This is a genomic window from Sphingopyxis alaskensis RB2256, assembly GCF_000013985.1.
Taxonomy (GTDB): domain Bacteria; phylum Pseudomonadota; class Alphaproteobacteria; order Sphingomonadales; family Sphingomonadaceae; genus Sphingopyxis; species Sphingopyxis alaskensis.
In genome coordinates, this window is record NC_008048.1 from 758,976 (window position 1) to 780,818 (window position 21,843).

Genomic DNA, 21,843 nt, shown 5'->3' on the forward strand with positions numbered 1-21,843 from the left:
GCTTTTGCACACGTCGATCAGCGAAAGACAGGTCAAATCCGCTCCCCAATTTATCGTATTTATATTATCTATTATCGAGCGTAGATATGTTCGTCAATAACCGTCGACCACCGGTTCGATCAATCCGTCGATGACATGGTATTGGCGTACGCAACCAATCTGCTCGACCACGCGTCCATTGAACCGGCCTTTCAAGACTGGCGGCAAACTTGCTTCGAAGGCGCGGGTCATCTGCAAATCATGGTGAGCGGAATTGGCAGCGTCAGGACCATCGACGCCGATGACGAGCACCGGCCTCGCTTTGTCGGATCGGTTTGCCGTCCCGCGATGAATGGTGAGTGCCGAACGGGCTGAAATCGTTCCGCGCTGGGCGAGTTTCGCGACCCCAAGTCTTTCATAACGCGGCCAGCGAGAACGATCGGGAAACATGCCGTGCGGGCATTCGTCGATTGCATCCCACTGCGTTCCGGGCGCGATCTCGAAAGGGCCCATATCCGGTGTCGTGTCGACCGCAGTGAGATTGAACGCGAGCGACGTTATGCGGCGTCCTCTGCTGGTTGCCTCGGGGGATCTGAAATCGCGATGCCATGGTTGCATCGTCGCGCCAGGAAAGGGGATGTCAAATCCTACTTCGACTATTCGCCATTCGGGACCGAGTATCGCCTCATTCACAGCCAGGAACCAGGGGTGAGACACGATGTCGGCGAAGGCGTCGATTCGTTCCGGCGCGACCTCGACATACCATCTTTCCGGCCCCCGTGGCAGGATCCCATGATCCGTCTGCCGCGCTTCGGCATATAGCAGCTCTATGCTCGCGCGCATCTTGTCGACCAGCGCAACCTCATAGGCATTGGTCAACGAAATATAGCCATCGCCATATATGCCCGCCATTATCTCAGCGGTTTCATAAAGCGGGTCCTCGGTCACCCAGCGCCTCCCTTTCGCCATTTAATCATATAAATCTTATTTAGCCCCTTCCCTCGGATTTTGCGAGTCGGTAATGCGGCGCGATGAAATCGAATCAGCAAATTGTCGTTGATGCCGTGGCCGAAGGCGATGGCGTCAGGCTTTCGATCACAGCCGATGGGCGGACACGTGAATATACGATCGCAGGCAGCAGCCACGCGGACTACCAGGCATTTTTTTCCCGGCTGGCAGACGATATCGGCTCACGCGCTCCGCATGTGTTTGACGGGCCTGGCGTAGAAACGACCGACTCGGGCGTTTGGAAACCGCTGATCACCCAGAATCTGAGCCCGCTGACCAGCGCCGGCTATGGTGACCCTGCGGTGCTCAAGACGGACGAAGGTTATTACCTTGTCGCCACGTCCAACGATGCCCCCGACGCCTTTCCGATTCTGTTCAGTGCCGATCTCGAACATTGGGAGCATAAGGGATTTGTATTTGCCGAAGGGCATGCGCCCGAATGGACTGCGCATGGTCGTCATGTCGGGGATTATTGGGCACCCGAAATGGCCAGAGTGGGCGATGAATACTGGCTGGTGTATACCGCTCGCCAGCACAACAATGCTCTTGCGATCGGAATGGCCAAAAGTAATCATCCTGAAGGTCCGTGGCGCGACCTCGGGCGACCTCTTATTGCCGGTTTTGCTTATAACACCACAGGAATGACCCAAGACGGCACACAGCCGGTCATGAGCGGCGGCGTCATCGACAGCCATATCTTCATCGACCGAAATGGCGACCGCTACCTGTACTGGAAAAGGGACACCAACGGCGTCTGGCCGCGTCCGTTAGCCGGATTGATCGGCAAACGACCCGAACTGATCGAGCAGCTGTTTTCTGCGCCGGCAGACCGCAAAACGGCGGCCGTCGCCGCCGCTCTGCTTCCCTTCGCCCAGACACGGCGCCCGATGGAACGTTTCTTCTTCATGCAGCCGTTGATTGAGGCGGTGATTGATAACTGGCGTCATGTGAAGGCGACGCTCGCAAGCTATCCCGATGCATCACTGATTTGTGAGGCCATGAGCACACCAATATACGCTCAGCGAATGTCGGAAACCGGGGAGTTGGTCGGCGACAAGACCGTTGTTCTTGTGAACGATCTTGACTGGGAGGGGCACCTGATCGAGGGTCCGTGGGTTACGTTGCAGGAAAATCGATACTGGCTTTTTTACGCCGGAAACGATTTCGGCACACCAGCCTATGGCATCGGTGTCGCGGTTGCCGACCACCCGCTGGGACCATATGAGAAGCAGCCGGAGCCGTTGCTCAGGTCCAGACCCGATTGGTGGGCGCCGGGGCACGCATCCGTTGCTTCGGGACTCGACGGTAAGCCGCAGTTGTTCTTCCATGCGTTTTTTCCGAACACGGGCGGATACAACACTTTCAGGGCGCTATTGACGGCAGAATTAACATTCGACCATAAAAAGGTAAGCTTGAAGTAAAACAAAGAATCCAGGTCGTCGGTAGCGTGACAGATCGTATCGCTCGACGGACTGCCTCTGTCGTGCGGGCGCTCCCGTGTAAAAGCTGGCCCATATCCCTCCCGCTGTGACGATGACAATCCTGCACCATCCATGCTGGGACTGAACATTTAGTGGATGAAACATCCGCTCCGCTCCAGGTTCGTATCTTTCCGCATCGAGGACCAGCCTTTGCAACGGTCGACAGGGGTGGCCCCCGTGCGCCCCGTGCCAGCCCCTTTCCACTTGCCCTGTCACCTGCTAGGCGCCCGCGCCATGTCCAAGCACCCCGAACGCCGCACCTTCGCCATCATCTCGCACCCCGACGCGGGCAAGACGACGCTGACCGAGAAACTGCTCGTCGCGGGCGGCGCGATCCACATCGCGGGCGAGGTGAAGGCGCGCGGCGCGGCACGGCGCGCGCGGTCGGACTGGATGAAAATCGAGCAGCAGCGCGGCATTTCGGTGACGTCTTCGGTGATGACCTTCGAACATGCCGGGCTGATCTTCAACCTGCTCGACACGCCGGGGCACGAGGATTTCAGCGAGGATACCTATCGCACGCTGACCGCGGTCGACAGCGCGGTGATGGTGATCGACGCCGCCAAGGGCATCGAGCCGCAGACGCTGAAGCTGTTCGAGGTGTGCCGCCTGCGCTCGGTGCCGATCATCACCTTCATCAACAAGGTCGATCGCGAGGGGCAGACGCCGTTCGAGCTGCTCGACGAGATCGCCGACCGGCTCGCGCTCGACGTCTGCCCGATGAACTGGCCGGTCGGCATGGGCGGGCAGTTCGAGGGGATTTACGACCTGGCCGATCCGGCGCTGATGGTGCCCGGCGGCGATGCGTCGCGCATGTATGAGGGCGAGCGGATCGCGGTTGCGGGACTGGACGATCCCCGGCTCGCCCAACGCTTGAGCCCCGACGGGCTGGCGCTTTTGAAAGAGGAGACCGAACTCGCGTCGGCCTGTTATGCGCCGTTCGACGTCGCGGCCTATCGCGGCGGCGACCTGACGCCGGTGTTTTTCGGGTCGGCGCTCAAGGAGTTCGGCGTCACCGACCTGCTCGCGGGGCTCGCCAGCCACGCGCCGGGACCGCAGCCGCAACCCGCCGAACCCGCGCCGGTGCGCCCCGACGACGATGCCGTCACCGGCTTCGTGTTCAAGGTACAGGCGAACATGAACCCCGCGCACCGCGACCGCATCGCTTTCATGCGGCTCTGTTCGGGCAAGTTCGAGCGCGGGATGCGGTTGATGCAGGGCGGGACCGGCAAGGCGATCGCGATCAGCCGCCCGATGCTGTTCCTCGCGCAGGACCGCGAAATGGCCGAGGAGGCTTATCCCGGCGACATCATCGGCATTCCGAACCATGGCACGCTGCGCGTCGGCGATACGCTCTCCGAACGCAGCGACATCATGATCACTGGCCTGCCCAATTTCGCGCCCGAGATCCTGCGCCGCGTCGCGCTGGTCGATCCGACCAAGACCAAGCAGCTGAGGAAAGCGCTCGACGACATGGCCGAGGAGGGGATCATCCAGGTCTTCTATCCCCAGATCGGCGCCAACATGATCGTCGGCGTCGTTGGCCAGCTGCAACTCGACGTGCTGATCAGCCGGCTGGAGGCCGAATATAAGGTCGAGGCGAAGCTCGAGGCGTCGCCGTGGGAGACCGCGCGCTGGATCGCGAGCGACGATCCGGCGGCATTGAAGGCGTTCCAGGCTGACAATCGCGGCGCCGGGGCGATCGACCGCGACGGCGCGCCGGTGTTCATGGCAAAGGATGCGTGGGAGGTCGGCTATGTCACCCAGCGCAATCCCGCGATCCGCTTCACCGCGACGAAGGAACGGGTTTTCGCTCCCGCGGGTTGATTACGCGCGCCACTTTCGCCACCATGACGTCACCTTTGTTGGGCGGTGGGGGTGACGATGCGCGGATGGATAGTGGTGCTGGCGGCGGCCGCGGGCAGTGCGTCGGCAATGGCGCAGTCGGCGATCAAATTGCCGATCGCGTCCGGGTTCTGGACCAACGACGACCAGCAATGCGCGACGGCGCGCTATGGCTATATCTTTGACGGCAGGCGTTGGGGCTCGGTCTATTATTACGGGCCGACGGGCAATCTCGGCCCCGCGGCCGAGTTGCAAGCGATCACCCAGACGCGCGCGGTCGGGGGCGGCTTTACCCAGATGCAGTTCGGCGGCTTTGACGGTGCGGGCTATTTCCGCATCAAGGCGACCGGCACCGATCGCGCGCTCTACCGTGTCGGCGCGCCTTTTCGCGACGAGATTCAGGTCGCCGATGAGAGGCTGATCCGCTGTTCCTATCAGGCGATGTCGCCCAAGATGAAGGCCGCGATGCGGCGTTTCGCGCCCGCGCTCGCTAGGGTCAGGACCCATTAATTACCCGTTCGAGGTTTGAAGCGATTTTGCTCAGGGCGAGGAGAAAAGGCGCAGGAATATAGATATATTTCAAGACTTTTCGACGCTGCCATGGGCAAAATCGGTCAAATCCCGAAGGGACGCCGAAATGGCTTCAATCTCGGACCTTCGCGGCCTTGCGGGTAGCGATGCTACCCGCCGCACCCGCCAAGGCCCGATATCTTCGCCATTTCGACGCCTCGAACGGGTAATTAATGGGTCCTGACCCTAAATAAGGCTGAGCAGGTCGGCGGGGGCGGGGGCTTCGTCCCCCTCCTCCTCTTCGCCCTCGAACTTGCTCAGCGTGACACCGAGCAGGCGGATGCCCTGTTCGCTGGGCAGCAGGGGAGCCAGGATTGCCTCGCCCACCGCGAGCAGGCTGGCGCCATCGCGGATCGGCGAAGGCACCGACTTCGCGCGCGTGATCGTGCGGAAATCGGCGTAGCGCAACTTCAGCGTCACCGTGCGCCCGCGTGCGCCCTTTTTCACCGCGCGGTCCCATACCACGGTGCAGACATGCGCCAGCGCCTCGCGGATTTCGGTATCGGTGATCAGGTCGTTGAAGAAGGTGCGCTCGCCGCCCAAGGATTTGAGCGGCCGGTTCGACTTGACGCGGCGATGGTCGATCCCGCGGGCAAGGTTATAGAGCCATTCGGCGCTGTTGGCGAAATGCTCGGCGAGCCACAACGGATCTTTCGCGGCTAGGTCGGCGCCCGAAAAGACGCCGAGCCCCTCCATTTTTGCCGCGGTAACAGGGCCGATGCCGTGGAAACGACGGATCGACAGCGTCTGGACAAAGGCGGCGCCCTTGCCCGGCGGGATGACGGTGAGGCCGTCCGGCTTGTTCTGGTCCGACGCCAGCTTGGCGATGAACTTGTTATAGGATACCCCGGCCGAGGCGGTGAGCCCGGTTTCTTCGCGGATGCGGCGGCGGATCAGCCGCGCGGTCGCGGTCGCGCTGCCGAGTCCCGCCTTGTCGGCGCTGACGTCGAGATAGGCCTCGTCGAGCGACAGCGGCTCGACCTCGTCGGCATAATCGCGGAAAATCGCGCGGATCTGATGCGACACCTCGCGGTAAACCTCGAAACGCGGCGGCACGAAGATGAGGCCGGGGCACTGGCGCTTCGCGGTAATGCTGGGCATTGCCGAGCGTACGCCGAACCGCCGCGCCTCATAGGAGGCGGCCGCAACGACGCCGCGCCGCGACGATCCGCCGACCGCAACCGGCTTGCCGCGGAGCGCGGGATCGTCGCGCTGTTCGACCGAAGCGTAAAAGGCGTCCATGTCGACGTGGATGATCTTGCGGACCGGGGGCGGGTCCGCGCCGTCGTCGAGGCCATGATCGTCGCTGTCGTCCACAACGCAAAGCTATCATGTTGCCATGATGTTCTCAATGGCGCGCGTGACGTCGCGCTTGACGGCGACCGATCAAAATGGCAATCGCCGCCGACCTTGGACGAGCGGGTATAGCATAGTGGTAATGCTCTAGCCTTCCAAGCTAGCTAGGCGGGTTCGATTCCCGCTACCCGCTCCACCGCCATCAGTTATCAAGATGGGTGCTCGGCGTTTGGCCATTTCCCTTGCACCGCGATGAATGGCGGCGCCTTATTGCGACAATTTGCGACAATTTTTCGGCAACCCGGCACGGCGTTGGGACAAATCGCGACTAAAAACCCTTCATCGCGAGCGCGGGCCTTTTCCTCGCATCGCCACGAAGGAGTTTTGGACGTGAACAGAAAGATCGCTCTATTGACGCTGGGCGCTGCCTTGATCGCGGTGCCCGGCTTTGCCGCCGCTGGCGGCGGCCCGCGCGGCGACGCCGATGGTAATGGCACGTTGACGCGCGCCGAGGCCGAGGCCCACGCGACCCGGGCGTTCGCGCGGATGGATACGAACAAGGACGGTAAGCTCGACGCCGCCGACCGCACCGCCAAGCGCGCCGAAATGCAGGCCAGGATGTTCGAGCGGATCGACGCCGACAAGGACGGCAATATCAGCCGCGCCGAATGGGATCAGCATGGCGCCGATCGTGCGGCGAAGCGCGCCGAACGCGGCGAGAAACGCGCCGCAGCGGGCGAAGACGGCAAGGGCAGGCGCCACGCGATGCGCGGCCATCACGGCAAGCGCGGCGGCCATCACGCGATGATGATGGCCAGGGCCGATACCGACGGCGACAAGGCGATCAGCCAGGCCGAGTTCCAGACGGCTGCGCTCGCGCGTTTCGACGCCGCCGATGCGAACAGGGACAAGCAGGTAACCGCCGAGGAACGCCAGGCCGCCCGCGAGGCGAAACGCGCCGAATGGCGCGCCAAACGCGCGGCCGCCGCGACCGGCGAGTAAGCCATTCTGGCAAGGGCGACGGGCGGCGCGATGCTTCCTCCCCCCCCTCCCGGCATTGCCTTTGCCGCCGGTCCCTGCCAGCTATCGCCCACCGGTCGTTCGCGGTCGGTGGGCGAACCAGCTTGAGTGACGGAACCCCGATGACCGATAGCGACATGCCGCGCATCCTGCTGATCGACGACGAACCGTCGATCCGCGAGCCGCTGGGCGAATATCTGACCGCGCAGGGCTTTGCCGTGACCGATGCCGCGAGCGCCGCCGAGGCGCGATCGGTGCTGCGCGCCAAATCGGTCGACCTTGTGGTCAGCGACATCATGATGCCCGGCGAGGACGGACTCTCGCTCACCCGCCACCTGCGCGAGACGAGCAGCATCCCGGTCATCCTGCTGACCGCGCGCGCCGAGGATACCGAACGGATCATCGGACTGGAGATCGGCGCCGACGATTATGTCGTCAAACCCTTCAACCCTCGCGAACTGGTCGCGCGCATCCGCACGGTGCTGCGCCGGACGCAGCAGAACGGGCGCTCGCTCGACGCGGGCGGCACCTGCTATGCCTTTGGCGACTGGGTGCTTCGCGAAGTCGAGCGCGTTCTGGTCGATGGAAAGGGGAGCGAAGTCGCGCTGTCGTCGGGCGAATATCACCTGCTCCACGCGCTGGTGCGCCACCCGCGGCAGGTGATGAGCCGTGACCGGCTGCTCGATCTGGTGCGCGGGCGCGAGGCCGATATTTTCGATCGCGCGATCGACAATCTGGTCAGTCGGCTGCGCAAGAAGATCGAGGCCGATCCCGCGCATCCGCAGATCGTCAAGACCGTCTGGGGCGGGGGTTATACGCTCGCGTGCGAGGTCAAGCGACTGGGCCCCGCTGCGTGAGGCTGCGACTTTGGCCCCGCAGCCTGATCGGGCAGCTGGTCTTCGCGGTCGCGGTGATGCTGTTCGTCGCGCAGGCGGTCAATTTTGCGCTGCTCGTGCGCGGACAAAAGCAACAGATGCTCGCGCATGGCGGCGGCATGGCGGTGGCGCGGATCATCGATGCGATCGACCGCCACGAAAGCGGCCGGATCGCGGCGATGCCCGATCGCCGCCAGCGTTCTGGCCGGGCGCGCATCCCGAAACTCTGGGTCGGCGCCAGCGCGCCGCCGGTGCCCGAGCGCGCGGTCGCGCTGCCGGCGATGGCGGACTATGTGCACGACCTGCTCGCCGAGGCCGAGGTCGATGCCGCAGCCGTCACCGCGTGGGCCTTGCCGCAGCGGCCGCGGCTGGGGCGCACACGGCTGCCCGGTCGCACCGTGCTCGTCGTCGCCGAGGTGGATGGGCGCTTCTATGGCGTACGCACCCGCGTCGCGCCCGACGGTCGCCGCTTGCAGGGCTTCCTCGTCTGGCAGACGCTGTCGCTCTACCTCTTGCTGCTGATCCCGATCCTCGTGATCGCGTGGCGCGTCGCCGCGCCGCTCCGCGACCTGACGCGCGCGGCGCGCGCCAGCCCTGCGCTGCACGAGGCGGTGCCGCTCGCGGAGGCGGGACCGTCGGACGTGCGCGACCTGATTGCGGCTTTCAACGCCTATCGCGCGCGCATCGCGGCGATGCTGGCCGACAAGGACCGGATGCTCGGCGCGGTCGGGCATGACTTGCGCACCCCGCTTGCCAGCCTGCGCGTCCGCGTCGAGCAGGTCGAGGATGATCGGCTGCGCGACAAGATGATCGCCAGCATCGACGAAATGACCGCGATGCTGACCGATATATTGGCGCTGGCGCGGTCGGGCGCGGGGACCGAGGCGGTCGGGGCGCTCGCACTGGACGAACTCGTCGGCGAAATCATTGCCGACTATCGCGAGCGCGGCAAGGATGTCGCGGCGGGGGCGTTGGCCCCGGCGACGGTGCACGCGCGGCCGATGCTGCTGAAGCGCGCGGTGCGCAACCTCGTCGACAATGCCGTCGCCTATGGCGTGCGCGCGCGGCTGTCGGTGATGGTAGAGGGCGGCAAGGCGCGGATTATCGTGTCGGACGACGGCCCCGGCCTGACCGACGAGCAGATCCGTACGCTGGTCGAACCCTTCGCGCGTGGCGAGTTGTCGCGCAACCGTGCGACTGGCGGTGCTGGCCTGGGCCTGTCGATCGCCCGCGAAATTGCGGAGGGCGAGGGAGGAACGCTGACACTTGCGAACCGCGCGGGCGGCGGGCTCGATGCGGTGATCGCGTTGCCGGTTCAGGGGCGGTGAGCCGCCATAGCCCGCGCCCCTGAAGGGAAGAGAACCACTTTGACCGCCTTTGAACCTTCCCACTCGATGCAAATGGCGTCGCAAAGCCGGACGTCCCCAATCGTCCCCAATCAGACGTAGATCGCGATCGCCTGGCTGCCGCTGAGGATCGGCTGGCCCGCGCGGTTCCACAGCATCATGTCCTGCACCGACAGGCCGTGGCGCGCATAGCCGGTCTTCGCCGAGAGCAGCCACCAGCCGTCATCGGTAGCGGGCGCGGCAGTCAGCATGTTGACCGTCCAGTTCATCGAGCTGATCGGCCCGAACTGGCTGAACAGCGCCATCGCCGCGGGGGGCAGTGCGTCGCCCATGGCGAGCAGCGCGACCGTGGGGTGGCATTGCGGTTCCTGGGCGAAGCGCACCCAGGTCAGATATTCGCCCACATCGCTTTTCCACCCAAAGCGCGGCCCCGTCGTCGGGCGCATGTCGAAATGGCGGGTGAAGGCAGGGCGCGCATGATGTTCGGGCACCGGCGCCAGCGTTTCGGGGGCGGGGGCGTCCGGCATCGTCAGCCGGTCATGGTCGACATGGCTCGGCCGGTCGGGGGAGAAGGCGAAGACTGCCGCGGTGCCGAACCCCATGTCGCTCGACACACCGGCGTCGATGAACAGCGACGATTTCGACTGACGCAGCACGCGCGTCTCGACCGTACAATCGCCGCCGACGGGACCGACGAAGCTGATCTGCGCATAGCGCAGCGGTGCCTCGGTCGGGTGGAGCGCCATCGCGCCCGCGAGCGCGACCGCCGAGCTGATCCCGCCATAGGCGGTACGGCCCTGCATCCAGCCTTCGTCGATATGCGCCTTGGCCACGCCCTCTTCGGTGCGCAGCGTCGCGAGCAGCGCGTCGAGCGCGCCGGGAGAGGTCGTCATTCTGTTGTCATTCCTCGATCTGAAAGGTCAGTCCGGCGTTGGCAGTCAGCCGGTCGATCAGCGCCTGGCCAAGCAGCGCGCCCGGCGTCCATACGCCGCCCGCGCCCTTGTTCTCAAGCAATGCCATGCCCGTTTCGGCAAGCATCTTCGATGTCGAGCCATAGCCGGGGTCGCGGTCGCCCTGCACGCTGGCGCGCAGCGTCGTGCCGTCGGGATATTCGCCGATGAACAGGATGTCGTAAAAGCCGTTTTCGCGCTCCTCCTTGCTCGGGCCTTCGCCGGGCCGGAGCTTGGAATCGCCGAACGGATTGGCCTTGGCCATCGCTTCGGCCATCGCCTTGCCCGCGTCGCCGATCGTCGTCATCACCATCTCGTCATAGACGAGGTCGGCGCCCCATTTGTGGCCGAGCAGATAATTGGTGCGGTGGACATTTTTGGTGTTGATCGGCGCCATGACGAAGGGCGCGGTCCAGGTGCCCGTCGCCCCGTCATATTCGGGGATCAGCCCGCTTGGCTGCGCCGGACCCTCGAAGCCGGGCGTGAGTGCAAAGGAGGATTTGAGCAGCAGCGCGAGCGACGGCTTTTTCGCGACGGCTTTCAACGTCTCGGTCAGGCTGGCGATCGTGCCGCCCGACGCGCCGCCCGCCATCTTGCGCACGCGGCCCTTGACCCGTGGCGCGGGCTTGCCGTGGCGGCGCACCGCCTCCTCCTGAAGGAACAATACGCCGAGGTCGAAGGGGATCGAGTCGAATCCGCAGCTGAAGGTGATCCGCGCGCCCGATGCCTTTGCCGCATCTTCGTGCGCGTCGATCATCTCGCGCATCCAGCCGGGCTCGCCGCACAGGTCGGCATAGGCGGTGCCCGCGCGGACGCACGCGGCGACGAGATCGCTGCCGTATAGCTGATAGGGACCGACGGTGGTCAGCACCACCTGCGTCCGCGCCGCCATCGCGTCGAGGCTCGCGCGATCGCTGGCGTCGGCGACGATCAGCGGCGTGTCGGCGGGCGCGCCGACCAGGTCGCGCACCTCGGCGAGTTTGACAAGGCTGCGCCCCGCCATCGCCCATTTGGGCGCATCCTTGCGGTCCTTGTAGTGGTGCGCGAGATATTCGGCGACGAGGCGGCCGGTGAATCCGGTGGCGCCATAAACGATGATGTCGAGATCGCGTGCGCTGGCCATCGAGCCTCTCCCTTTACGTAAACGTCAAGTGGAGGCTAGCGCAGATGGAGGGCGGTGCCAAGGGGGGCGGGGGCCATGACGGAATCGGCAACCGAAAGGCGACATTTCGCTCATCGTCATGCTGAAACAAGTTCAGCATGACGCACAGGCCAAGGGCAGCTCACCACCCCAAGACGGCGATCTTTCGCGGTGCAATCGCCCTACAGCTTCGGCAGCGTCACGCCCTTCTGCCCCATATATTTGCCCGCGCGGTCGGCGTAGCTCGTCTCGCACGGTTCATTGCCCTGAAGGAAGAGGAACTGGCAGGCGCCTTCATTGGCGTAAATCCTGGCGGGCAGGGGGGTGGTGTTCGAAAACTCCAGCGTCACATGCCCCTCCCACCCCGGTTCCAGCGGGGTGACGTTCACGATGATACCGCAACGCGCATAGGTCGATTTGCCAAGGCAGATGACGAGCACATCGCGCGGGATGCGGAAATACTCGACGGTGCGCGCGAGGGCGAAGCTGTTCGGCGGGATGATGCAGACGTCGGTTTCGCGGTCGACGAAATTCTTGGGATCGAAATCCTTGGGATCGACGATGGTGCTGTCGACATTGGTGAAAATCTTGAACTCGGGCGCGACGCGCGCGTCATAGCCGTAGGAGGAGAGGCCATAGCTGATGCAGCCATCGCGCCGCTGCGCCTCGACAAAGGGTTCGATCATGCCCTGCGTCCGGGCGGCTTCGCGAATCCAGCGATCGGAAAGAATGGCCATGCGTGTCTCTTGTCGGGATGGGAGGTGTTGCGCAAGCGGTCAGTCGATCAGCCCCAGATCCTTCGGCCCGAACGCTGCGGGAAGCAGCTCGCTGAGCTTGTACGTTGCGACCGCGCTGTCGTCGCCCGAGGCGCAATGGACCAGGATGTCGGTCTGCGATCGTTCGGCGGCCTCGTTCAATATCTGGCGGCAGCGCCCGCAGGGATGGACGGGATCGCTGCCGGTCAGCGCCTCGCCGTCGGGACGGCCGCCGACAATCGCGACTTCGGCCAGTTCACCGATCCAGCCTTCGTTCGCGATCTTCGCCACCGCGGCGGTTTCGGCGCAGAGCGTCAGCCCATAGCTCGCATTTTCGACATTGGCGCCGGTCACGACATCGCCATTTTTGAGCAGCAGCGCGGCGCCGACATGAAAGCCCGAATAGGGCGCGTAGGCGCGGCTCGCGGCATCGCGCGCGGCGGCGATCAGCGCGTTGCGGGTCGTCGTGTCGGTCATCGCATCTCTCCACCTGCGCGCAGCACGTTCCAGCCGACGGTGCCGTCGGCGCCCGACAGGCGGACATAATCATTCGCCTGCCACATCGTCCAGGGATGCGCGCCATAATCGGGCTCGAAGAAATCGCGCCGCAGCCAGGTCGTGCGCGCGATGCCGCGTGTCACGCGGTAATCGGCCTCGAACGCCGGCCCCGGCGCGATCAGGCTCTGCTTGCCCATATGCGTCTCGATCTGCGCGAGGAAGGTCGCGAGTTCGGACAAGAGCAGCGCGCGCGTCGGCCGGTCGGGGCAGCGGTCGTCATAATCGAGCCAGACCACGGCCGGCAGCATGTCGGCGCGGCGCGGGACGTGGCGGATGAAATTGGCGGCCTGGTCGGTCGCGAGGTGGCAGAGGCTGTAGCGGTGTATCGGGCCTGCCTGCACCCCCGCATCGCGCGCGCGCGACAGGTTGCGCGCGAACCGCGCGTCGACGCCTGCGGTGCCATCGGTCGCGGCGATATAGGCGAAATCGGCGCCCGCGGCCTTGATCGATCCCCAATGGACCTCGCCGTTGTCGGCGTCGATCGTGACGCCCTGCACGGGATAGATGGCGCGATCGGGCGTCCAGCGCGCCGCCCACCAGAGTGCGAGGCCCGTCGCGAGGAGGAGGAGCACCGCCGCGGCGCCGATACGGCGGAGGAAGCGCGCAGCCGCGCCGCGCCAGCCGTTGCTGCGCCCCGCTTTCTGCTCGCCCCCGATGGCCCGCAGCTTCATCGTCAGCCCTTGATGTGGAGCACACAGATCAGCGTGAACAACCGTCGCGCGGTATCGAAATCGACCGCGATCTTGCCGTCGAGCCGGTCCATCAACATCTCCGCCGCCTCATTGTGCAGCGCGCGGCGCGCCATATCGACCGTCTCGATCTGCTGCGCGGTCGAGGTCTTGATCGCCTGATAATAGCTGTCGCAAATCGCGAAATAATCGCGGATCGGGCGGCGGAAGCGGCCGAGGCCGAGGATGACCGCCTCCAGCGGCGATCCGTCTTCGCGCGCGATTTCAAAGATCAACCGCCCGTCCTCGACTCGCAGCTTCAGGCGATAGGGTCCGGCATAGCCGTCGGGGTGACCGCGCTGCGGCACGAACCTGTTTTCTTCGATCAGGTCGAAGATCGCGACGCGCCGCTCCTGCTCGACATCGGGGTTGCGCCAGACGATTGAGCCTTCGTCGAGCTCGACCGAAATGATGCGCTGCAGGGAAGGATCGGCGTCGGACATGCTGACCGTGCTTCTACTTGGGCTGTGGCGAAGGGCAAGGGGGCGGCAACATCATCATCATCCCGGCGAAGGCCGGGATCTCGCCGGTGCGTTCTGCAGATAGGTCGAGATCCCGGCCTTCGCCGGGATGACGATCAAAGGAGGCAAGCGATAATTGCAGCGAAATTATCCCCAGAAGCACCCCCGGCCGGGATGGATCGGAATCGCCAATCCGGTTGCGCGCAACGGGTGATCAGCGCATGATGACGCCATGCCCGAACTCGCCCTTATTCCGACCCCGGCAACCGCCGGGGATGAGCGCCAATTACCACGCAATATCGAGGCCGAGGCCGCGTTTCTGGGCGCGATCCTGATCGACAATCGAGTCGTCGAGGATCTGCCCGTCCAGCTCACCCCCGACCATTTCTTCGAACCACTGCACGGCCGCATCTTTCAGCAGACGATGGCGCTGATCGAACGCAACAGCATTGCAACGCCGGTGACGCTCAAGCCCTATTTCGAGGCCGACGAGGCGATGAAGGCGGTTGGCGGCGTCGGCTATCTGGCGCAGCTGACGGGCAGCGGCGCGGGGCTGATCGGCGCGCGCGATTTCGCCAAGCAGATTTACGACCTCGCGCTGCTTCGCGAACTCGCGGGGGTCGGGCGGACGCTCGTCGAGAATGCGCTCGACACCAGCGAGCGTGTCGATCCGCAGGCGCAGATCGAGGAGGCCGAGACGGCGCTTTATCGCGTCGCGGGCGGCGAGGCCGAAATGGGGTCGGTCAAAAGCTTCAGCCAGGCGAGCCTCACCGCGCTGCAGGCGGCCGAGCGCGCGCTCAATTCGGGTGGCCATCTGTCGGGCATCACCACCGGCATCGCGAGCATGAACGCCAAGATCGGCGGGATGCACAATTCCGACCTGATGATCCTCGCGGGGCGGCCCGGCATGGGCAAGACGTCGCTCGCGACCAACATCGCCTATAATGCCGCCGAACGCTGGCGCCGCGACGAGGAAGACGGCATTCCGCCCGAAAAGAATATGGGCGCCAAGGTCGCTTTCTTCAGCCTCGAAATGTCCGCCGACCAGCTGGCAACGCGCGTGCTCGCCGAACAGTCGGGGGTGTCGGGCGAGGCGCTGCGCATGGGCAAGATCAGCAAGGAACAGTTCCAGCAGCTGTCGCGCGCCGCACAGACGCTCCAGACGCTGCCGCTGTATATCGACGACACGCCCGGCCTGACGATCGCGGGGCTGCGCACGCGCGCGCGGCGGCTCCAGCGGCGCCACGGCATCGGCTTCATCATCGTCGATTATCTTCAGCTGTTGCAGGGATCGTCGCGCAGCGGCGACAACCGCGTGCAGGAAATATCAGAAATATCCCGCGGTTTGAAGACGTTGGCGAAGGAACTCAATGTCCCGGTGATGGCGCTGTCGCAGCTGAGCCGCCAGGTCGAAAGCCGCGAGGACAAGCGCCCGCAACTCTCCGACCTGCGTGAATCGGGGTCGATCGAGCAGGATGCCGACATGGTGCTCTTTGTGTTCCGCGAGGATTATTATGTCGCGGCGCGCGAACCCAAGCGCCCGGTCGAGGGCGACGATGTGAAGATACACGCGGCGCACGAGGAATGGGCGGCCGAAATGGAGCGCGTCTTCGGCCTCGCCGAAGTCATCGTCGCCAAATCGCGTCACGGTTCGACCGGCAAGATCCGCCTGCACTTCGAGGCGAAGACGACGAAGTTCAGCGACCTCGCCGACGACAGCATGGCGTATGAGGATTATGAGTGAGTGACGTCTGCGTTAAATCGTCATCCCAGCGAAAGCTGGGATCGCTCGCGGGATAAAATGAATGATGGCGGGCCCGGCGTTCGCCGGGGCGACTTCAAAGAATATTGGGTGCCAGATCATCCCAATTGGGATTGCTTGCTTCGATCAGTTCGATCTTCCACTGCCGCTTCCAGGCTTTCATTGCTTTTTCACGCGCGATCGCCTCTTCGATCGTTGGATATTCCTCGGCGAGTACGAGCATCGTTAGCCCGCATTTTCGGCAGAAAGCTGATCCTCGTCCCGTTTTGTGCTGAAAAATGCGTGCCGCAATGTCGGCGGTGACTCCAATGTAGAGTACGCCGCCACGTTTGTTGGTCATAATATAGACATATCCGCCCCGGCCCATGCTGACAGCGTAGCGCAAGATGGCCAGCGATCCCAGCTTTCGCTGGGATGACGTTTACTCAAAACGCCGGGTCGTTCGCCGGATCGTCGCCCAGCGGCGTCACCGCTTCGTGGATGCCGCATTCGGTCTTGTCCCAGCCGCGCCAGCGGCCCGAGCGCGGGTCTTCGCCCGGCTTCACCTTCGACGTGCAGGGCGAACAGCCGATCGAGGGATAGCCTTGCGCTTCCAGCGGATGGCGCGGCAGGTCGTGCTCGGCGAAATAGGCGTCGAGCATCTCGCGCGTCCAGTTGGCGAGTGGATTGAACTTCAGGCGGCCGGTGGTTCCGTCGAGTTCGAAGCGCGGCAAGCCCTGCCGCGTCGCCGACTGAAAGCCCTTGCGGCCGGTGATCGACGTGTCGAAATCGGTCAGCGCCTTTTCGAGCGGCTTTACCTTGCGGATTTCGCAGCAGCCGTCGGGATCGTACGACCAGCGAAGCTCGGTGGCGTCCTTTTTTGCCAGTTCGTCGGGATCGGGCGTCAGATTGACGATATTGAGCCCCAGCTGCGCCGCCAGTTCGTCGCGATAGGCGAGCGTTTCGGGGAAATGCTTGCCGGTATCGAGGAAAAGCACCGGCATGTCGGGCGCAACGCGGCTGACAAGATGGAGCAGCACCGCGCTTTCGGCGCCGAAGCTCGACACGATCGCCGTCTCGCCGAGCAAACCGGCGCCGATCACACTCGCGACGACCTCGGCGGCGTCCTGGCCGCGGAAAAGGTTGTTGAGGCGGATGACGTCCGCCTGGGTGAAGCGCGGCGCGACGTCGATGCGGTCGCGCCGACGATCATTCCCAATTCCGTTCGCATCGAGCGAAGTCGAGATGCCCATCGTGGGTGCATGCCCTCTCGGTGTCTCGACTTCGCTCGACACGAACGGGATTTTAGGATCAGGTTTAGCCATGCCTTAATTTCCATATCGGCACCGCGCCGTCGGCGGCGGTCTGATAATGTTGGGGCCAGCGCGTCAGCGCCGCCTCGACATCGGCGGGATTGAGCGGTTTTTCGGGCGCGAAACTGTCGAAGCCGCAGCGCTTCATAAAGGCGATCTGGTCGACGAGCACGTCGCCCTGTGCGCGCAGTTCGCCGACATAGCCCGCCTCGCGCAGGATGCGCGCCGACGAATAGCCGCGGCCGTCACGAAAGGCGGGAAAGGCGATCTCGATCAGCTTCAATCGGTCGAGATAGGGGATCAGCGCGCGGGCATCCTCGTCGCTCTCAAGCCGCACTGCGGTGGCATTCGACTGCGCGAGGAAGGCGTCGAGCGTGACGCAGGGTTCCTCGCCGTCGCTGTGCCACCCTTCCGCTTGCGGAAGGGACTGATTATCGGAGCGTTCAACCATAGATCGCCTCCTTGAACGGGGCCATGCCGACGCGGCGGAAGGTGTCGACGAAACGTTCGCCCTCGGTCCTTGTCGCGAGATATTTGTCGGTGACGCGCTCGATCGCATCGACGATGCCGTCCTCGTCGAAACCGGGGCCGGTGATCGTGGCGAGCGACACATCCTCTGCGCCCGATCCGCCAAGCAGCAGCTGGTAGTTTTCGGTGCCCTTGCGATCGACGCCGAGGATGCCGATGTGGCCGGCGTGATGGTGGCCGCAGGCATTGATGCAGCCCGAAATCTTGAGCTTCAATTCGCCCAGTTCCTTCTGACGGCCAAGATCGGCAAAGCGCATCGCGATCTTCTGCGCGACCGGGATCGAGCGCGCATTGGCAAGGCTGCAATAATCGAGGCCGGGGCAGGCGATGATGTCGCTGATGAGGTCGAGGTTGGGTGTCGCAAGCCCCGCTTCGTCGAGCTTTTGCCAGATGGCGTAAAGGTCGGCCTTGCGGACGTGCGGAAGCACGATGTTCTGCGCGTGGGTGACGCGCAACTCGTCCTGGCTATAGCGTTCGGCCAGATCGGCCATCAGGTCGATCTGCGCCGAACTGGCGTCACCGGGGATGCCGCCGACGGGCTTCAGGCTGATGTTGACGATCGCATGGCCGGGCACCTTGTGCGCCGCCACATTCTGGTCGACCCAGACCGCGAAATCGGGATCGCTGCGGTCGATCGCGTCGGGCGCCGATGCGTCGAGCGGTGGCGGCGCGAACTGCGCGGCGATGCGGTCGAACTCGGCCTTTGGCGGGTCGATGCCGAGCGATTTCACATGCGCGAACTCTTCCTCGACCTGGCGGCGATATTCGTCGGCGCCCAGTTCGTGGATCAGGATCTTGATCCGCGCCTTGTAGATATTGTCGCGGCGGCCATAGCGGTTGTACACGCGCAGGCACGCCTCGGCGTAGCTGAGCAGATCGTCGAGCGGCACAAAATCCTTGATCAGCGGCGCAATCATCGGCGTGCGGCCCATGCCGCCGCCGACGTAGAAGGCGGCGCCGTGAACGCCATCGCGTTCGACGATCTGGATGCCGATGTCGTGGAGGCGCATCGCGGCGCGGTCTTCGTCGGCGGCGATCACGGCGATCTTGAACTTGCGCGGCAGATAGCTGAATTCCGGATGAAAGCTCGACCATTGGCGCAGCAATTCGGCCCATGGACGCGGATCGGTGATCTCGTCAGCGGCGGCCCCGGCCCACTGGTCCGAGCTGATGTTGCGGATGCAATTGCCGCTTGTCTGGATCGCGTGCATTTCGACCGACGCCAGATCGGCGAGGATCGCGGGGGCATCCTCCAGCTTGATCCAGTTGTACTGGATATTCTGGCGCGTGGTGAAATGGCCGTAATCGCGGTCATATGTGCGCGCGATGTGCGCGAGCATCCGCATCTGCCGGCTGTCGAGCGTCCCGTAGGGCACCGCGACGCGCAGCATATAGGCGTGGAGCTGGAGATAGAGGCCGTTCATCAGCCGCAGCGGCTTGAACTGGTCCTCGGTGATTTCGCCCGCGAGGCGGCGGCGCACCTGGTCGCTGAACTCGGCGACGCGCGCCTCGACCATCGCCTGATCATATTCGTCATATTTATACATGTCAGATCACCCAGTCGCCGGCCGTCGGATCGGCGGGTTTCAATGTCAGGTCGGGGCGCACGGTCGGCCCCAACGCGCGGATGCGGTCCTTGATATGCGCGGGGCGCGGACCGTCGGGGGTCATCTCGCCCGCGATGATATAGGGCGCGTTGACGCGGCGCGCGGCCTCCTCGACGGCGAGGATCGCCTCGCCATGCTCGCCGACGTCGGCGGCATCCTCGACATGGATCGACCAGTCGTGGCCGGTCCACCAGATGACGGCGCCGCTTTTCAGGTCGTTGCCGGTGAGCAATTTCATGTGAAATCCCTTATTTGAGCGGCGACGCCAGGCGCGCCGAGGCAGTCGAGCGCATCGGCGCGCGCCGCGACCTTGCCGACGATGATCAGCGCCGGGCTTTGCACCCGTTCGCGCGCGATGAGGTCGCCGAGGTCGGTGAGCAATGTGCGCAGCACGCGCGCGTCGGCAGTGGTGCCGCGCTCGACCACCGCGACCGGCAGGCCCGGCGAAACGCCGTCGGCAATCAGCTTGTCGGCAATGGCGGATGCGGTCGCGAGGCCCATGTAGATGACGAGGGTACGGCCATGCCCGGCCAACCCCGACCAGTCCTGATCGGTCAGATCCTTGCACTGACCCGCGACGAAGCTGACCGCGCTGGCATCTTCGCGGTGGGTGAGGGGGAGGCCGGCCTGCGCCGCGCAGCCTGCGGCGGCGGTGATGCCGGGGACGACCTCGACCGCGATGCCCGCCTCGCGCGCGGCATCGAGTTCCTCGCCGCCGCGGCCAAAGATGAAGGGATCGCCGCCCTTCAGGCGCACGACCTGCTTTCCGGCAAGCGTTTCGCGGACGAGCAACTCGTTGATCGATTCCTGCTTCATCGTGTGACGGCTGCGCTGCTTGGCGACCGAAATCCGCGTCACATCTGCCGGAATCAAGGCAAGCACGCCTTCGCCGACCAGCCCGTCGTGGACCACAAGGTCGGCGCTTTCGAGCAGCCGCGCGGCGCGCAGCGTCAGCAGGTCAGGATCGCCGGGACCGGCGCCGACGAGCCACAGCTTGCCCGCAGAGAGAGTCGTCTGTTCCATGCTGCGAACATGGTTTGCGCGTCCCGAAAGCGCAAAGCAGGCTTTATTGACGGTGATGAAGGTAAAATTGCCCCGCCATGTTTCCCCCGTCATTGCTTCGCTACGCTCGCAATGACGTGGTCTTAGAGATACTTCTTCGTCACCAATTGCGACCCTTCGGGATCGCGCAGGCCCACGCCGATCGAGGCACGCAGCGCGTCGCTTTCGGCGCTCGCGACGGGATAGGCGCAATAATCGGCGGCGTAGAAGGCGCTGGGGCGATGATTGCCGGACAGGCCGACGCCGCCGAAAGGCGCCGCCGACGAGGCGCCGTTGGTCGGACGGTTCCAGTTGATCACGCCCGCGCGCGCATTGGCCCAGAATTGATCATATAGTTGCGGCGTGCCGCCGATCAGCGCCGCCGACAGGCCAAAGGCGGTGTTGTTCGCCTCGGCGATCGCGGCCTCGAACGTCTCGACGCGGATGACCTGGAGCAGCGGGCCGAACAGCTCGACATCGGGGCGTTCCGCCATTGTCGTCACATCGATGATGCCGGGGGTCAGGAAGGGGCGGCCGGCAACGGGGCGCGTCATGTGACGGATCACCTGGCCGCCGTTCGACATGAGGACGAGGAAGCTTTCGGTGAGGCCGTCCGCCGCCTCATTGTCGATCACCGGTCCCATATAGGGCGCGGGGTCGGCGTGCGGATGATCGACGATCAGCCGGTTGGCAAGCTCGCGCACTTCGGCGATCAATGCGTCGGCGAGGCTGTCCTTGACGATCAGCCGCCGGGCGTTGCTGCATCGTTGCCCGGCGCTGAGAAAGGCCGACTGGACGATGAGGATCGCGGCGGTGCGGATGTCGGCGGTGTCCCATGCGACGATCGGATTGTTGCCCCCCATCTCGAGAGCGAGCATCTTGCCCGGCTGTCCCGCGAACTGGCGGTTGAGCGCAAGCCCCGTGCGCGCCGATCCGGTGAAGAGCAGTCCGTCGATGCCCGGATGCGCGGCGAGCGCCTTGCCCGTGTCGGGGCCGCCGACGACGAGGCGCAGCACCTCTTGCGGCACTCCCGCGCTGTGGAGCAGCTCGACGAGCTTCGCCCCGACCGCCGGGGTTTTTTCGGATGGTTTGAAAACGACCGAATTGCCCGCGATCAGCGCGGGGACGATATGGCCGTTCGGCAGATGCGCGGGGAAATTATAGGGACCGAGCACCGCCAGCGCGCCGTGTGGTTTGTGGCGCACCGCGCTCCGCAGCCCCATCGCGCCTTCGATGCGGCGGTTGGGGGTGCGTTCGGCATAGGCCTTGACCGAAATATCGACCTTGTTTGCGACCGATTCGACCTCGGTGCGCGCTTCCCATAGCGGCTTGCCCGTTTCGCGTGCGATCAGGTCGGCGAACGCTTCGCTCTCCGCCTTCACCCGGTCGGCAAAGCGGCGGAGCGTTTCGGTGCGGAAGGTGACGGGCTTTGCCGCCCATTCGGGCCACGCGCGGCGGGCAATCTCAACCTCGGCGTCGACGTCGCTCACCTTCCCGCGCCAAAGCTGTTCGCCGGTGGCAGGCTCAAAGGAAAGCAACTCTTCGCTCATGGTCGTCCCGCTCTTATCGGCGAAAACGTGCGGCGGCAACCGCCACGGGC

Annotated in this window: 22 protein-coding genes and 1 tRNA gene; 8 read left to right on the forward strand and 15 right to left on the reverse strand. The window is 64.6% G+C overall.

Annotation, left to right across the window (positions count from 1 at the left end; genetic code table 11):
• Positions 1 to 93: 93 nt before the first annotated feature.
• Positions 94 to 927 carry a phytanoyl-CoA dioxygenase family protein gene (locus SALA_RS03775; RefSeq protein ID WP_011541062.1) on the reverse strand — a complete coding sequence of 278 codons (834 nt, stop codon included), beginning with the start codon at positions 925 to 927 and terminating at the stop codon, positions 94 to 96.
• 83 nt (positions 928 to 1,010) lie between these two features.
• Here SALA_RS03775 and SALA_RS03780 point away from each other — a divergent pair, with 83 nt between their 5' ends.
• From SALA_RS03780 to SALA_RS03790, 3 genes are all read left to right on the forward strand, one after another.
• The gene (locus tag SALA_RS03780; RefSeq protein ID WP_011541063.1) at positions 1,011 to 2,408 is read left to right on the forward strand and encodes a glycoside hydrolase family 43 protein; all 1,398 of its coding nucleotides are present in this window, start codon (positions 1,011 to 1,013) and stop codon (positions 2,406 to 2,408) included.
• A 294-nt stretch (positions 2,409 to 2,702) separates the two neighbouring features.
• Positions 2,703 to 4,295: a peptide chain release factor 3 gene (locus tag SALA_RS03785; RefSeq protein WP_041383073.1), complete on the forward strand. Its 1,593-nt coding sequence runs from the start codon at positions 2,703 to 2,705 to the stop codon at positions 4,293 to 4,295.
• A gap of 51 nt (positions 4,296 to 4,346) precedes the next feature.
• The gene (locus SALA_RS03790) at positions 4,347 to 4,823 is read left to right on the forward strand and encodes a hypothetical protein (protein ID WP_153802625.1); all 477 of its coding nucleotides are present in this window, start codon (positions 4,347 to 4,349) and stop codon (positions 4,821 to 4,823) included.
• A 246-nt stretch (positions 4,824 to 5,069) separates the two neighbouring features.
• Here the strand turns inward: SALA_RS03790 and dinB are convergent, their stop codons facing one another.
• Positions 5,070 to 6,200, reverse strand: a complete 1,131-nt coding sequence (gene dinB / locus SALA_RS03795) for a DNA polymerase IV (protein WP_011541066.1) — start codon at positions 6,198 to 6,200, stop codon at positions 5,070 to 5,072.
• Positions 6,201 to 6,301: 101 nt separating this feature from the next.
• Between dinB and SALA_RS03800 the strand changes: the two genes are divergently transcribed.
• From SALA_RS03800 to SALA_RS03815, 4 genes are all read left to right on the forward strand, one after another.
• Positions 6,302 to 6,375: transfer RNA gene (locus SALA_RS03800), tRNA-Gly, on the forward strand.
• A gap of 194 nt (positions 6,376 to 6,569) precedes the next feature.
• A complete protein-coding gene (locus tag SALA_RS03805) occupies positions 6,570 to 7,181 on the forward strand; it encodes an EF-hand domain-containing protein (RefSeq protein ID WP_011541067.1) in 612 nt (203 codons plus the stop codon).
• A 140-nt stretch (positions 7,182 to 7,321) separates the two neighbouring features.
• Positions 7,322 to 8,056, forward strand: coding sequence for a response regulator (locus SALA_RS03810; protein WP_011541068.1), 735 nt, complete (start codon positions 7,322 to 7,324; stop codon positions 8,054 to 8,056).
• A complete protein-coding gene (locus tag SALA_RS03815) occupies positions 8,053 to 9,402 on the forward strand; it encodes an ATP-binding protein (protein WP_153802627.1) in 1,350 nt (449 codons plus the stop codon). Before SALA_RS03810 ends, SALA_RS03815 begins: the two co-directional genes overlap by 4 nt.
• A gap of 110 nt (positions 9,403 to 9,512) precedes the next feature.
• Here the strand turns inward: SALA_RS03815 and SALA_RS03820 are convergent, their stop codons facing one another.
• The 6 genes from SALA_RS03820 to SALA_RS03845 form a co-directional block, all read right to left on the reverse strand.
• Complete coding sequence (locus SALA_RS03820) at positions 9,513 to 10,313, reverse strand: acyl-CoA thioesterase (protein ID WP_011541070.1); 801 nt, start codon at positions 10,311 to 10,313, stop codon at positions 9,513 to 9,515.
• Positions 10,314 to 10,320: 7 nt separating this feature from the next.
• Positions 10,321 to 11,493 carry a saccharopine dehydrogenase family protein gene (locus SALA_RS03825; RefSeq protein ID WP_011541071.1) on the reverse strand — a complete coding sequence of 391 codons (1,173 nt, stop codon included), beginning with the start codon at positions 11,491 to 11,493 and terminating at the stop codon, positions 10,321 to 10,323.
• Positions 11,494 to 11,693: 200 nt separating this feature from the next.
• Positions 11,694 to 12,248, reverse strand: coding sequence for a dCTP deaminase (gene dcd / locus SALA_RS03830; RefSeq protein ID WP_011541072.1), 555 nt, complete (start codon positions 12,246 to 12,248; stop codon positions 11,694 to 11,696).
• A gap of 39 nt (positions 12,249 to 12,287) precedes the next feature.
• Entirely contained in the window at positions 12,288 to 12,743 is a 456-nt protein-coding gene (locus tag SALA_RS03835; RefSeq protein ID WP_011541073.1) for a cytidine deaminase, read from the reverse strand.
• Positions 12,740 to 13,495: a glycoside hydrolase family 25 protein gene (locus SALA_RS03840; protein ID WP_011541074.1), complete on the reverse strand. Its 756-nt coding sequence runs from the start codon at positions 13,493 to 13,495 to the stop codon at positions 12,740 to 12,742. The genes SALA_RS03835 and SALA_RS03840 overlap by 4 nt, the downstream gene beginning before the upstream one ends.
• 2 nt (positions 13,496 to 13,497) lie before the next feature.
• A complete protein-coding gene (locus SALA_RS03845; protein WP_011541075.1) occupies positions 13,498 to 13,995 on the reverse strand; it encodes a UPF0262 family protein in 498 nt (165 codons plus the stop codon).
• A 250-nt stretch (positions 13,996 to 14,245) separates the two neighbouring features.
• Between SALA_RS03845 and SALA_RS03850 the strand changes: the two genes are divergently transcribed.
• Positions 14,246 to 15,757 carry a replicative DNA helicase gene (locus SALA_RS03850; protein WP_011541076.1) on the forward strand — a complete coding sequence of 504 codons (1,512 nt, stop codon included), beginning with the start codon at positions 14,246 to 14,248 and terminating at the stop codon, positions 15,755 to 15,757.
• Positions 15,758 to 15,851: 94 nt separating this feature from the next.
• On the opposite strand, the gene SALA_RS03855 is transcribed toward SALA_RS03850, so the two are convergent.
• The 7 genes from SALA_RS03855 to astD all read right to left on the reverse strand — a co-directional run bounded on the left by SALA_RS03855 (position 15,852) and on the right by astD (position 21,793).
• Entirely contained in the window at positions 15,852 to 16,142 is a 291-nt protein-coding gene (locus SALA_RS03855) for a GIY-YIG nuclease family protein (protein WP_041383075.1), read from the reverse strand.
• Positions 16,143 to 16,200: 58 nt separating this feature from the next.
• Entirely contained in the window at positions 16,201 to 17,007 is an 807-nt protein-coding gene (locus tag SALA_RS03860; RefSeq protein WP_011541078.1) for a phosphoadenylyl-sulfate reductase, read from the reverse strand.
• A 64-nt stretch (positions 17,008 to 17,071) separates the two neighbouring features.
• A complete protein-coding gene (locus SALA_RS03865; protein WP_011541079.1) occupies positions 17,072 to 17,518 on the reverse strand; it encodes a DUF934 domain-containing protein in 447 nt (148 codons plus the stop codon).
• Positions 17,511 to 19,142, reverse strand: coding sequence for a nitrite/sulfite reductase (locus tag SALA_RS03870; protein WP_011541080.1), 1,632 nt, complete (start codon positions 19,140 to 19,142; stop codon positions 17,511 to 17,513). The genes SALA_RS03865 and SALA_RS03870 overlap by 8 nt, the downstream gene beginning before the upstream one ends.
• 1 nt (position 19,143) lies before the next feature.
• On the reverse strand, positions 19,144 to 19,440 hold the full coding sequence (locus SALA_RS03875; protein ID WP_011541081.1) for a DUF2849 domain-containing protein: 297 nt from the start codon (positions 19,438 to 19,440) through the stop codon (positions 19,144 to 19,146).
• Positions 19,437 to 20,225: a uroporphyrinogen-III C-methyltransferase gene (cobA, locus tag SALA_RS03880; RefSeq protein WP_041383654.1), complete on the reverse strand. Its 789-nt coding sequence runs from the start codon at positions 20,223 to 20,225 to the stop codon at positions 19,437 to 19,439. Before cobA ends, SALA_RS03875 begins: the two co-directional genes overlap by 4 nt.
• Positions 20,226 to 20,347: 122 nt before the next feature.
• Positions 20,348 to 21,793, reverse strand: coding sequence for a succinylglutamate-semialdehyde dehydrogenase (astD, locus tag SALA_RS03885; protein ID WP_011541083.1), 1,446 nt, complete (start codon positions 21,791 to 21,793; stop codon positions 20,348 to 20,350).
• Positions 21,794 to 21,843 lie beyond the last annotated feature (50 nt).

Coding starts and splice junctions, on each gene's coding strand:
- dcd (WP_011541072.1), bottom strand. CDS start 12,248: ATGGCCATTCTTTCCGATCGCTGGATTCGCGAAGCCGCCCGGACGCAG.
- SALA_RS03780 (WP_011541063.1), top strand. CDS start 1,011: ATGAAATCGAATCAGCAAATTGTCGTTGATGCCGTGGCCGAAGGCGAT.
- astD (WP_011541083.1), bottom strand. CDS start 21,793: ATGAGCGAAGAGTTGCTTTCCTTTGAGCCTGCCACCGGCGAACAGCTT.
- SALA_RS03825 (WP_011541071.1), bottom strand. CDS start 11,493: ATGGCCAGCGCACGCGATCTCGACATCATCGTTTATGGCGCCACCGGA.
- SALA_RS03845 (WP_011541075.1), bottom strand. CDS start 13,995: ATGTCCGACGCCGATCCTTCCCTGCAGCGCATCATTTCGGTCGAGCTC.
- SALA_RS03875 (WP_011541081.1), bottom strand. CDS start 19,440: ATGAAATTGCTCACCGGCAACGACCTGAAAAGCGGCGCCGTCATCTGG.
- SALA_RS03785 (WP_041383073.1), top strand. CDS start 2,703: ATGTCCAAGCACCCCGAACGCCGCACCTTCGCCATCATCTCGCACCCC.
- SALA_RS03865 (WP_011541079.1), bottom strand. CDS start 17,518: ATGGTTGAACGCTCCGATAATCAGTCCCTTCCGCAAGCGGAAGGGTGG.
- SALA_RS03850 (WP_011541076.1), top strand. CDS start 14,246: ATGCCCGAACTCGCCCTTATTCCGACCCCGGCAACCGCCGGGGATGAG.
- SALA_RS03860 (WP_011541078.1), bottom strand. CDS start 17,007: ATGGGCATCTCGACTTCGCTCGATGCGAACGGAATTGGGAATGATCGT.
- SALA_RS03835 (WP_011541073.1), bottom strand. CDS start 12,743: ATGACCGACACGACGACCCGCAACGCGCTGATCGCCGCCGCGCGCGAT.
- SALA_RS03870 (WP_011541080.1), bottom strand. CDS start 19,142: ATGTATAAATATGACGAATATGATCAGGCGATGGTCGAGGCGCGCGTC.
- cobA (WP_041383654.1), bottom strand. CDS start 20,225: ATGGAACAGACGACTCTCTCTGCGGGCAAGCTGTGGCTCGTCGGCGCC.
- SALA_RS03840 (WP_011541074.1), bottom strand. CDS start 13,495: ATGAAGCTGCGGGCCATCGGGGGCGAGCAGAAAGCGGGGCGCAGCAAC.
- SALA_RS03820 (WP_011541070.1), bottom strand. CDS start 10,313: ATGACGACCTCTCCCGGCGCGCTCGACGCGCTGCTCGCGACGCTGCGC.
- SALA_RS03810 (WP_011541068.1), top strand. CDS start 7,322: ATGACCGATAGCGACATGCCGCGCATCCTGCTGATCGACGACGAACCG.
- SALA_RS03855 (WP_041383075.1), bottom strand. CDS start 16,142: ATGGGCCGGGGCGGATATGTCTATATTATGACCAACAAACGTGGCGGC.